This is a genomic window from Sphingomonas sp., assembly GCF_035317925.1.
Classification (GTDB): domain Bacteria; phylum Pseudomonadota; class Alphaproteobacteria; order Sphingomonadales; family Sphingomonadaceae; genus Sphingomonas_I.
The window spans coordinates 20,097-30,894 of record NZ_DATHFV010000142.1; the positions used below are offsets into that span (position 1 = coordinate 20,097).

Consider the following 10,798-nt stretch of genomic DNA (forward strand, 5'->3'; position numbering starts at 1 on the left):
GTTCGCTGTCAGTTCAAGCAAGCATCCACCAGCCGTGCCAGCGCGGGCCCGTCCCGCAGCGGATCGGCCGCGGGCAGGCCGGTCGCAGCTTCCGCCGCTGCCAGCGCGGCGTCGGCTTCGGCGTCGGTCATCCCGCCAGTATTGAGGCTGATCCCGGCAAAGCGGACCGCCGGATTGGTTAGCCGCGCCAGCGACAAATAAAGCTCCATCACCTGCGGCAGCGGCGGAATGATGAACCCCGTCAGCCCACGAATTTCGGTGCGGCGCGGATCGTGGCAAAGCACCAGGATATCGGGCTGGCTGCCATGCAACAGACCCAGCGTGACCGCGGCGAAGGATGGATGCAGCAAGGATCCCTGGCCCTCGATCACGTCCCAATGATCCGCCGATGCGTCCGGCGACAGCAGTTCCGCCGCCCCCGAGACGAAATCCACCACGACCGCGTCGATCGGGATGCCGCGACCGCTGATCATGATTCCGGTCTGGCCGGTGGCACGAAAATCCGCGTCGACCCCACGATCGGACAGCGCGCGGGCGAGCGCGAGCGCCGTGTATTTCTTGCCGAGCGCGCAATCGGTGCCGACCGTCAGCAACCGGCGCCCGGTACGACGCTTGCCGGTACCCACGCCCAGATTTTCGGGCGGGACACGAATGTCGATCAGCCTGCGGCCCAGCCGTTCGGCCGCCTCCTTCAGAGCCGGTACGGTGGCTAGCCGGCGATGCAGGCCGCTGACGATATCGAGACCGGCCTCCAATGCTTCGACCAAAGTCGGCACCCATGATTCGGGAATGAAGCCGCCGCTATTGACGACGCCGATCAGCAGCGATCGTGCGCCAGCCCGCGCCGCTTCGGCCGGCGTCATCGACGGCAGGCCGGTACTGACCTTGCCGGCAGGCAGGACGAGTTCGCCGACGCAATGTTCGGGCGCCCAGTCGCGCAACCCGTAAGCGGTCTTGGCATAGGTCGGATCGACCGTGTCGCCGAGGAAAAGAAGATAAGGCTGGGGCAATTCAATCGGCGTCATGCCGACACTCCCTGAACTTGGGTGGCGCCCCACACACCGCGGGGGCAATCGATGCGGCCATCGGCATAGACGACGGCGCGATGGCGGTCGCGCGCGAGCAGGAGCGGGCCATCGAGATCGACGATGTCGCACAGCTGCCCGACGACGAAGGACGGCGCCATCGCCAGCGAGGTGCCGACCATGTTGCCGACCATGACCTGCAGACCATAGTCGCGGGCGGCGCGCGCGATCGCCAGCCCCTCGGTCAGCCCGCCGCATTTATCGAGCTTGATATTGATGACCTGGTAGCGGCCCTTGAGCGCCGCCAGATCGTCGAGCGTCTGCGCGCTCTCATCGGCCGCGATCGGGATCGGCGCGTTCAGCCCGTCGAGCTGGGAATCGGCGCCGATCGGCACCGGTTGCTCGATGAGGGAAACGCCCGCTTCGACCAGCGCCGGCATCAAATCCTCGAGCTTCTTGCGGTCGAGCCCCTGATTGGCATCGACGCCGAGCCATACGTCGGGCCGCACGGCCCGAACCGCACGGACGCGGTCGGCGTCCCCGCCATCGCCGATCAGCTTGAGCTTGAGCGAACGCGCCGCGGCATAATCGATCGCATCCCGGGCCATCACATCGGGCGCGTCGCCGCCGATCGTCCAGGTGCTGAGCAGCGGCCGTGGTTCATCCAGGCCCACCAGCATCCAGACCGGCTTGCCCGTGCGCCGGGATTCGAGCTCCCACAACGCACAATCGAGCGCGTTGCGCGCGCCGCCGGCAGGCAGCAACGCCTGCAGTCCAGCTTGGTCGATTCCCGCCTCGACCGCGTCGCGGACGCTTTCCACCTGCGCCGCCATGCTCTCGGGCGTCTCGGCGTGATAATAGACGCCCTGGGCCTCGCCACGCCCTTGATGCGTGCCATCATCCAGCGTCACCAGCACATTGCTGGTTTCCGAGAAGACGTTGCCGGAAATGCGGAACGGCTTCTTCAGCGGCCAGCTTTCGAGCGCGGTCGTGAGCGATAGCCGGGTCACGCGGCCCCCTTGGGCAAGGCGCAGACGCCGCGCAGCACGCGGCCGGGCCGCTCGGCGGTCGGCTTGCCCTGATCGAGCACGACCTTGCCGTTGACCACCACATAATCCACGCCCTCGGCGGGCGTGAACGGATGCTCCCACGTCGCCTTGTCGTCGAGCCGGTCGTAATTGAACACGGTGATATCGGCCGCCAGTCCGGCGCGCAGCACGCCGCGATCGGTCAGGCCGAGCCGGTTGGCCGGCCACGACGTCATCTTGCGCACCGCATCCTCAAGCGTCAGCACCGGCCGGCGCTTCACATATTCGGCGATGATGCGCGGGAAGGTGCCGTAAGCGCGCGGGTGCACCAGGCCCAGCTCCTCCATCTGGCCAAGCTTGACCGAGGCGGCGGAATCGCTGCCGATCCCGACCCAGGGCTGCTTGATCGCGGTGGTGACGTCGCGTTCGTCCATCATCATGAACAGCGACATCGCGCGATGCGGCATCGCATCGACGACGATATCGTAGGCGACGTCGACGGGATCGCGATGAAGCGTATCGGCGATCTGCTGGATCGTCTTGTACTGATACTGGTCCCACTTCGCATTGTAGGCGCTCGCCAGCACGATATGGTTCCAACCGCCCGAGGCTTCGACCAGATTGGACCAGCCCGGTTCGGATCCGGCCTTCACTTCCTGCTTCAATTTCTCGCGGATCTTGGGATCCTTGAGCCGTTCGATCGCCTTGGCCTCGCCATCCTCATAGACCCAGTTGGGAACGGTGATGCTCAGGCCGGTGCCGGCGCCGATATAAGGATACATGTCGGCCGAGACGTCGACGCCCCGATCGCGCGCGTCCTGGATCAGCTTCACCGCCTGCGGCATCAGCTTGCCCCACTCGGGCGCATAGGCCGCCTTGAAGTGGAAAATCTCGACCTTCACATGGCCCTTCTCGCCGATCTCGATCGCCTCGCGGATCGCGTCGAGCAGCTTGGCGCTCTCGTCGCGCATATGCGTCGCATAGATGCCGTTGCAGGCTGACGAGGCGCCGACGACCTGGATCAGGTCCTGCGTCGTCTGGAACGAATCGGGCGGATAGATGAGCGCGGAGGCGACGCCCATCGTGCCGGCCTTCATCGCGGTCCGCACCTTGTCCTGCATCGCCGCGATCTGGGCCGGCGTCGGCTGACCGGCCTTGTCGCCCATCACTTCGACGCGCGACTGTGCGGCGCTGTAATAGGTGCCGAAATTGAGCGCGATTCCCTGCGTCTCGAGCTGGGTGAAATAGTCCGCGATCTTGTCGGCCGGCACGGGCGTGCCGCCCTCGCCGTCGATCAGGGTGGTAAGGCCCTGGCGCAATTTGCTTTCGCCGAGCCCGTTCTTGAGCAGCACCTGGCTCGACTGATCCATCATGTCGATCCAGCCGGGCGAGACATAGTCGCCGGTGGCATCGATCTCGCGCTTGCCCTTGGTCTCGATCTTGCCGATCGCCGCGATCTTGCCGTCCTTGACCGCAATATCGGCGCGGATCCACGGATTGCCGGCACCGTCGAGCACGCGGCCGTTGCGGATCACCAGATCGTAATCGGGCTGGCTCTGTGCCTGAGCGGCAGCGGCGACACCAAGCATGGCCGCGCCGGCGAGAAGCAGGGATCGTATCATGCGGGCAACTCCGTCGGTTCAGGGTTGGTTGGCGGGCGCGCGCACCAGCCGCCACACGCCCAAAGTAACGAGCGGCAGGATGAAGATGGCGAGCACGAGATAAGCGAGGATACGGTATCCCTTGGCGATCAGGTCCACGAGCCCGACCCCCTGGGCGATGCCCATCGTGAAGAGCAGCAACAGCACGGTCACGATCAGGCGCAGCTGCGGCGTATCGAGCCCGCCGCGGCGCGTCCGATGCGCGAAGACGCGTTCGTTGATGGCGTGAATGTTACCGACGCTGCATTCGAGCAACGCTGCGAAGATCATCAGCTGGAAGGCCCAGTGGAAGATGGGCAGGCCAAGCTGACGCAGCAGGAAATCGGACGGCAATTGCTGACTGGCGACTTCGCCGCCGTATGCCGACAGGCAGACGAAAAAGACCATTGCCGGCAGCATCGCCAGCGGGCCGCAGATCAATCCAGAAACGACCGCGTCGCGCCGCGAGCGCTGATGCCGCAGCATCGGCAGAACCTGCACCGCGCCGATCACGTTGTAGCTGGCATAGGTGATGCCGCCGGTCACCCAGCCAGTCGCCGGGCCCGAATGGGCGAAGGCATCCCCGATCCGTCCGCCGAAACGCCACAGACAGAGCAGCAGGAAGATCGCGTAGGTGCCGTAGAGCAGCACCGATACATATTTGAACAGGCCCTCGACCGATTCGTTGCCGCGCGCCGTGACCAGCAGGATCGAGACCGCCAGCAGCAATGTTCCGACGATCGTCGGCCAGCCGAGCAGCGACGCACCGATCGCACCCGCCGCCGCGCCGAACACCGCAATGACGACGATCGTGTAAAGGATCAGCAAGCCTTCGAACATGAAGGCGAACGGCCCGAGCAGCCGGCGGAAGAAGGCCTGATAATCGGCGGCGCGGATCGCGAAGGCGAACAGGAAGGTGAGCGCGCAGATGCCGCTCCAGATCGCGGCCGCCAGCACCATCGCCCATATGCCGCCGATCGCGCCGCTCGGCAGAAAGAATTCGACCAGCTCACGCCCGGTGGCATAACCGCCGCCGATTACGACCGCCTTGAACGCCAGCCCCGGAAGGACCATCCGGTTCATCCATCCCCGCGTCATACGAGGCACTCTTGTCTGAAACGCGAAGGGCTGAGCACCTCCGGCGCAATTCCTTCGTCGAGCACAGATTGTGGCAGCGGCTGATCGAGCAGCAATGCCGTGCCCACCGCCGCTGTCGCCGGCGCGATCTGAATTCCGTAGCCCCCCTGCCCCACGAACCAGAAGAATCCAGGCACGGCCGGGTCAAACCCGACCACGGGGGTGCGATCGGCGGTGAAGGTTCGCAAGCCCGCCCAGCTGTGGGATATTCTCGGTACCGGCATGTCGACGAGCTGCTGAAATCGATCGATGCCGATCGCGACGTCGAGCTCCTCCGGCTGGACATCGGATGGGACATCCTCGGTCTCGTCTGCCGGAGAAATCGCGAGCTTGCCGGCGTCGGGCCGGAAATAGACGCTTTCCTGCACCGTCATCACGAACGGCCATTTCTCGACAGCAAGCTCAGCGGGCGGATCGACGAGTATCATCGTCCGCCGCCGCGCCGAGAGCGCGACCGGCGACGCGCCAAACATGGTAGCGACCTCGTCACCCCAGGCACCGGCGGCATTGACGACGAAATCGGCGCGCAGCTTCTGCCCTGCGGCGCAGCTTACCTGCCACTGGCCCTGCGACCGGATCGCTCCGGTGATGCGGTGACCGAACAGGATACGTGCACCATTGGCGCGCGCCATCCGCAGATAGGCCTGATGGAGCAGGTCGACGTCGATGTCCCATGCTTCCCAGTCGTAGCGCGCGCCGACGATCGCATCGCGCCGAAGCGCGGGCACCAGCATCAGGGCGGCATCCGACGACAGGCGATAATGATCGTGGAACAAGGGTGCATCGAGCGCTGCTTCATGCTCGACATCCGCGACCGTCAGCAGACCGCGCCGATGCAGCAACGGATGGCCGGCAAAGCCCATTGGCGGCGATCGCAGGAAATTGCGGCTGGCACGCGTCAGCGCCCGGATCACATCGTTGCCATAGCTCGGCAGGTACATCGCCGCAGACCGTCCGGTCGTATGATAACCGGCAGCGTCTTCCGCTTCGAGCAGCACGACATCCGCCACAGCCGCGAGCGTAGCGGCGATCGACGCGCCTGCTATCCCGCTTCCCACGACGATAATTTCAGCCCGCGCCATCGCACCGCCCCTTTGAGAGAGCGTGCGTAGCGCACCTTTTCTCACGAGAGAAGATATTTTCTGAAAAGAAATCTTTGCCGAATTATGACAGATTTCGGCTCAAGGTTTCAATTTCAGCCCCAGGAAACGGACATCGTGGGCCCGCTTCCAGCGTAACTCGTGATGGAATTGGGTCGGCAAGCCTTGCGGACGATGGCCGGGCACACATCGCTGCGCCCGGCCCCAATGGCGGAGAGGGTGGGATTCGAACCCACGGTACCTTGCGGCACAACGGTTTTCGAGACCGTCCCAATCGACCACTCTGGCACCTCTCCGCATGGGGGGTCGGGTCGAAGGAGCGGTGCCCCTAACGCACCAAACCGCACTTGCCAAGCATGGGTTGCGCAAGAAGCATGCGACATTAAATTACAACCATGATTCCTTCCCGCAACACCCACATCCCCACCACCGGCCGCGAGACCATGCCGCCAGTCTCGGAGGCGCGCTTCACGATCGGCGACGTCGTCCGGCACCGGCTGTTCGCCTTCCGCGGCGTGATCTTCGATATCGATCCCGTCTTCGCCAACAGCGAGGAATGGTATGAGGCGATCCCCGAGGATGTGCGCCCGAAGCGTGATCAGCCTTTCTATCACCTGCTCGCCGAGAATTCGGAGAGCAGCTACATCGCCTATGTCAGCCAACAGAATCTGGAGCGGGACGAGAGCGAGGAGCCGATCGACCATCCCGCGATCCCCGGCATGTTCGAACCGTTCGACCATGGCCGCTACGCGCTGCGGCGGAATTATCGCCATTAAGGCCTGACGATGCGCCCGGCGGTTGGCGGGAACTGACTTGAGCGCTTTTCGCTTTAGGGAAAGACGCTTAAGACAGGGGCATGAGGATGCGAACACGCGGCGGCAAGCGCCGTATTCTGGGACTGGCTCTGTGCTTCGGCGCGCTGGCCGGCCTCGCCGCGCCCGCCCAGGCCTATCTGTACTGGAGCAAGCCCGCGATCAACGGCGCGCCCGCGGCTGGTGGCGAGCCGGGCATCACCCTGCCGATGCCGGGCGCGCAGCCCAAGGAACTTCAGGCGGCTCTGGTGTGGACGATGCGCGCGGGGCTTAACGTCGCGGCGCTGCAATGCCAGTTCGCGCCAGCTTTGCGCACGGTCGACAGCTACAACAATATGCTGCGCCAGCACAGCCCGGAGCTGCAGGCGACCTATGCGACGCTCGGCGGCTATTTCAAGCGCGTCTCCGGCAAGACCTGGCAGAACGCGATGGATGATTTCACGACCAAGACCTACAACAGCTTCTCGACGCTGCGCGCGCAGTTGAGCTTCTGCGAGACGGCATCCTCGATCGCGGGCGAGACGCAGGAGCAGTCGCGCGGCCATCTCGGCGAGATCGCGGCGGCGCGGATGCGCGAATTCCGCAACAGCCTGGTGCCGGTGGGCGATCAGGTGTTCGCGATGCACAATTCGAACGTCCAGTTCGATCCGATCGTCGATCCGCGCTGCTACAACAAGAAGGGCAAAGAAATCGCGTGCAAGAACAAGTGATCGACGGCGCCTAGCGCAGACCGAGCATCTTGTGATTCTGCAGCGACAGCCGCCAGCGCGGATGCTCCAGCACGAAGCGGATCGCGGCTAGGCGCGCCGCATCCGCATTTACGCCATCCATCGGCTGGACCAGCCAGTGGCCGAAGTCCCACCCTTCGATATCCCGCACATCCAGCCCAGGTTGCGGCCAGACCATCTTGAGCTCGTCGCCGCGGCGCTGGACCACCGTCGTGCCCGCCTTGGGGCTCACGCAGATCCAGTCGACGCCGTCGATCACCGGGATCGTGCCGTTGGTTTCGATCGCGATCCGGAAACCGCGTGCCTTGAGCGCCGCCACCAAAGGCGCGTCGAGCTGCAACATCGGTTCGCCGCCGGTGATCACCACCAGGGGAATGCCACCTTCTTCCGCCAGATTCTGCGCCCAGAAGGCCCAGGCCCGGTCAGCGAGTGCATCCGCATCGGCAAAGCGCCCGCCGCCCTCACCATCCATCCCGACGAAATCGGTATCGCAGAACTGGCATTCGGCGGTCGCGCGATCTTCCTCGCGGCCCGACCACAGATTGCAGCCGGCGAAGCGCAGGAACACCGCGCGCATGCCCGCCTGCAGGCCCTCGCCCTGCAAGGTCAGGAACATCTCCTTGACCGCGTAGCTCACGCCAGCGGCACCGCGTAGCGCGTCGGATCGGGCAGGCCAGCTTCGCTGAAGCCCTTGGAACGCAGCCGGCAGCTATCACAGCGGCCGCAATGCAGTTCGCCCGGCTGCGGATCGTAGCACGACCAACTCATGCCCGCATCGATGCCCAGCCGTGCCGCCTCCGCCGCGATATCGGCCTTGGTCATGTGCAACAAAGGCGTGCGGACCTTGAAGCGATCGCCCTCGACGCCCGCCTTGGTCGCGAGATTGGCGAGACTTTCGAACGCCGCGACGAATTCAGGCCGGCAATCGGGGTAGCCCGAATAATCGAGCGCATTGACCCCGATATGGATTTCGCGCGCGCCGGTCGCCTCGGCCAGGCCGAGCGCCAGGCTGAGGAAGATCGTGTTGCGCGCCGGCACATAGGTGCTGGGGATGCCGGGCTGCACGCCCTCCTTGGGAATGCTGATCGTATTGTCGGTCAGCGACGATCCGCCGAATTTGGTCAGATCGAGCGGCAGCACGATGTGACGCACCGCGCCCAGGTGGCGGGCGATCCGCGCCGCGGCGTCCAGCTCGATCCGGTGGCGCTGGTTATAATCGATCGTGAGCGCGACCAGTTTGCGGCCGGCCTCGACCGCAAGCGCGGCGACCACCATCGAATCCAGCCCGCCGGAGACGAGCACGACCGCGCCGTCCTTTTCATCTTCGTGATTCAGCATAGTGCGCCGGATATAGGATCAAATGCCGCAGCGCAAAAGAAAGGCCGCCCCGAAGAGCGGCCCAGTGTGGCCTTCTGGCCTCTAGGGAGGACAATGCCCGACATGGGCATGACCCCGCACCTAGCATGGACGGATTAAACAGCCGGTTAACGGCATAAAACTCGTCATTGCGAGCGTAGCGAAGCAATCCAGGCCTGCCCGGACCGTTGGATTGCTTCGCTACGCTCGCAATGACGGGGGAGGAAAAATCAGGCCGAGATATCGGCCACGGCCGGGCCTTTGGGATCGGTCGGCTCGATCTTGAAGGCGCGCGCGCAGAATTCGCAATTGACCTCGATCAGCCCGTCCGGACCCGCCATCGCCGCCTGCTCTTCTTCCGGAAAACGGCCGATCACGCGCGCGACATGATCGGGATCGCAGCGGCAGCCGCGCTTCGGCGCGACGCCGGGCAGGACGCGCACCTCATCCTCGTTGAACAGGCGCCACAGCAAGGTATCGAGCGGCAGATCGGGATCGGCCAGCTCGTCGGCTCGCACGCTGCCGCCCAAGGCCGCGACATGCTCCCATTCGGGATGGTCGAGACGGGTGTGGATGCGGTCGCGCCCCTCCTCGCCCTCGGGCAAATGCTGGAGCATCAGGCCGCCGGCGACGACGCTGCCGTCGGCCCCGCGTCCGATCCCTATCCGGACCAGGCTGGGGATCTGCTCCGACTGGGCGAAATAGGATTCGGCCGCCTCCGCCAGGCTGCCGCCCTCCAAGGGCACGATACCCTGATATCGTTCGCCCGACGTCGCCTGATCGAAGGTGATCGCGAGATAGCCTTTGCCGAACAGGGCGAAGAGCGAGGGATCGGCGGGCAGTTCGCCCAGCCGTTCGGGATCGTGGCGGACATAGCCGCGCATCTCGCCGCCGCGATAATCGGCGACGAGCAATTCGATCACGCCATTTTCGGTCTGCGCCTGGAGGGTAAGTTGGCCCTCCACATCCTTGAGCGTCGCGCCGAGCAACGCGGCGAGCACGATCGCTTCGGCCAGCATGCGTTCGATCGCGGGCGGATAGCCGTGGGCGGACAGGATGGAATTCAGCGCAGGGCCCAGTCGCACCATGCGACCGCGCGCATGGCGTGCGGGAATGGTGAAAGCGAGCGCGGTATCGAGATTTTGGGGAGTCATTACGGCCATGTAGGAAGCCACCGAATTTTTGCGACCTTGCTATGCAAGGCACCCGCTGCCTAGAGCTTCTCCAAGCACCACAGCAACACCGCTTTCTGGGCATGGAGCCGGTTCTCCGCCTCATCCCAGATTGCCGATTTGGGCCCGTCGATCACCGCATCGACCACTTCCTCGCCGCGGTGCGCGGGCAGGCAATGGAGGAACAGGCCGTCGGCCGCCGCCCCGCCCATCAGCTTTGCGGTCACCTGATAGGGCGCCATCGCCGCCAGCTTCCGCTCGGCATGCGTCTGACCCATCGAAATCCAGGTATCGGTCACGACCACATCGGCATCGGCGGCGGCGATCTCGGGATCGCGCGTCAGCACGAACGGATGATTGCCGGCGCGGGCATTCGCGGCCGCCACCACCGCCGAATCCGGATCATAGCCTTCGGGGCAGGCGGCGGTGACGTCGAAGCCGAGCAGGCTGCCCGCCTCGATGATCGAATGGAGCACGTTGTTGCCGTCGCCGAGCCAAGCCCAGCGCGTGCCCTCGACCGTGCCCTTGCGCTCGATCACGGTCAGCAGGTCGGCCATGATCTGGCAGGGATGGCTGAGGTCGGTCAGGCCGTTGATCACGGGCACGCTGGCATGCTCCGCCAGCGCCGTTACCTTCGCATGATCGTCGGTCCGGATCACGATCGCATCGACATAGCGCGACAGCACGCGCGCCGTGTCTGCGATGCTCTCGCCCCGGCCGAGCTGCATCGAGCCCGCTTCCATCACGATCGTGGTGCCGCCCAGCTGGCGCATCGCCATGTCGAACGAGACGCGCGTGCG

The 10,798-nt window shown here is 65.0% G+C and carries 11 protein-coding genes and 1 tRNA gene; 2 read left to right on the forward strand and 10 right to left on the reverse strand.

What is annotated here, in order from left to right; translation table 11 throughout:
• Positions 1 to 8: 8 nt before the first annotated feature.
• The 6 genes from VK533_RS10770 to VK533_RS10795 all read right to left on the reverse strand — a co-directional run bounded on the left by VK533_RS10770 (position 9) and on the right by VK533_RS10795 (position 6,226).
• Entirely contained in the window at positions 9 to 1,025 is a 1,017-nt protein-coding gene (locus VK533_RS10770; RefSeq protein WP_324377294.1) for a DUF1611 domain-containing protein, read from the reverse strand.
• Positions 1,022 to 2,035 carry a dipeptide epimerase gene (locus VK533_RS10775; protein ID WP_324377296.1) on the reverse strand — a complete coding sequence of 338 codons (1,014 nt, stop codon included), beginning with the start codon at positions 2,033 to 2,035 and terminating at the stop codon, positions 1,022 to 1,024. The genes VK533_RS10770 and VK533_RS10775 overlap by 4 nt, the downstream gene beginning before the upstream one ends.
• The gene (locus VK533_RS10780) at positions 2,032 to 3,675 is read right to left on the reverse strand and encodes an N-acyl-D-amino-acid deacylase family protein (protein WP_324377298.1); all 1,644 of its coding nucleotides are present in this window, start codon (positions 3,673 to 3,675) and stop codon (positions 2,032 to 2,034) included. Before VK533_RS10780 ends, VK533_RS10775 begins: the two co-directional genes overlap by 4 nt.
• Positions 3,676 to 3,693: 18 nt before the next feature.
• Complete coding sequence (locus VK533_RS10785; RefSeq protein WP_324377300.1) at positions 3,694 to 4,776, reverse strand: hypothetical protein; 1,083 nt, start codon at positions 4,774 to 4,776, stop codon at positions 3,694 to 3,696.
• 11 nt (positions 4,777 to 4,787) lie between these two features.
• Entirely contained in the window at positions 4,788 to 5,912 is a 1,125-nt protein-coding gene (locus tag VK533_RS10790; protein WP_324377302.1) for an FAD-binding oxidoreductase, read from the reverse strand.
• 226 nt (positions 5,913 to 6,138) lie between these two features.
• Positions 6,139 to 6,226 (reverse strand) — tRNA-Ser (locus tag VK533_RS10795).
• A gap of 99 nt (positions 6,227 to 6,325) precedes the next feature.
• Between VK533_RS10795 and hspQ the strand changes: the two genes are divergently transcribed.
• Together hspQ and VK533_RS10805 are read left to right on the forward strand one after the other, a co-directional pair.
• A complete protein-coding gene (gene hspQ, locus VK533_RS10800; protein ID WP_324377304.1) occupies positions 6,326 to 6,706 on the forward strand; it encodes a heat shock protein HspQ in 381 nt (126 codons plus the stop codon).
• Between the two features lie 86 nt (positions 6,707 to 6,792).
• A complete protein-coding gene (locus VK533_RS10805) occupies positions 6,793 to 7,452 on the forward strand; it encodes a hypothetical protein (protein WP_324377306.1) in 660 nt (219 codons plus the stop codon).
• Positions 7,453 to 7,462: 10 nt separating this feature from the next.
• Here VK533_RS10805 and queE read toward each other — a convergent pair whose 3' ends face one another.
• The 4 genes from queE to argF all read right to left on the reverse strand — a co-directional run.
• Positions 7,463 to 8,107 carry a 7-carboxy-7-deazaguanine synthase gene (queE, locus tag VK533_RS10810; RefSeq protein WP_324377309.1) on the reverse strand — a complete coding sequence of 215 codons (645 nt, stop codon included), beginning with the start codon at positions 8,105 to 8,107 and terminating at the stop codon, positions 7,463 to 7,465.
• Positions 8,104 to 8,808 carry a 7-cyano-7-deazaguanine synthase QueC gene (queC, locus tag VK533_RS10815; RefSeq protein WP_324377311.1) on the reverse strand — a complete coding sequence of 235 codons (705 nt, stop codon included), beginning with the start codon at positions 8,806 to 8,808 and terminating at the stop codon, positions 8,104 to 8,106. Before queC ends, queE begins: the two co-directional genes overlap by 4 nt.
• A 248-nt stretch (positions 8,809 to 9,056) precedes the next feature.
• Positions 9,057 to 9,989: an Hsp33 family molecular chaperone HslO gene (locus VK533_RS10820; protein ID WP_324377313.1), complete on the reverse strand. Its 933-nt coding sequence runs from the start codon at positions 9,987 to 9,989 to the stop codon at positions 9,057 to 9,059.
• Between the two features lie 50 nt (positions 9,990 to 10,039).
• On the reverse strand, positions 10,040 to 10,798 hold a 759-nt coding region (gene argF, locus VK533_RS10825), incomplete at its 5' end, for an ornithine carbamoyltransferase (RefSeq protein WP_324377315.1).

Excerpts from the sequence above, each read along its gene's own strand:
- VK533_RS10770 (WP_324377294.1), bottom strand. The coding sequence starts at position 1,025 with ATGACGCCGATTGAATTGCCCCAGCCTTATCTTCTTTTCCTCGGCGAC.
- VK533_RS10780 (WP_324377298.1), bottom strand. The coding sequence starts at position 3,675 with ATGATACGATCCCTGCTTCTCGCCGGCGCGGCCATGCTTGGTGTCGCC.
- VK533_RS10785 (WP_324377300.1), bottom strand. The coding sequence starts at position 4,776 with ATGAACCGGATGGTCCTTCCGGGGCTGGCGTTCAAGGCGGTCGTAATC.
- VK533_RS10790 (WP_324377302.1), bottom strand. The coding sequence starts at position 5,912 with ATGGCGCGGGCTGAAATTATCGTCGTGGGAAGCGGGATAGCAGGCGCG.
- hspQ (WP_324377304.1), top strand. The coding sequence starts at position 6,326 with ATGATTCCTTCCCGCAACACCCACATCCCCACCACCGGCCGCGAGACC.
- VK533_RS10805 (WP_324377306.1), top strand. The coding sequence starts at position 6,793 with ATGCGAACACGCGGCGGCAAGCGCCGTATTCTGGGACTGGCTCTGTGC.
- queC (WP_324377311.1), bottom strand. The coding sequence starts at position 8,808 with ATGCTGAATCACGAAGATGAAAAGGACGGCGCGGTCGTGCTCGTCTCC.
- VK533_RS10820 (WP_324377313.1), bottom strand. The coding sequence starts at position 9,989 with ATGGCCGTAATGACTCCCCAAAATCTCGATACCGCGCTCGCTTTCACC.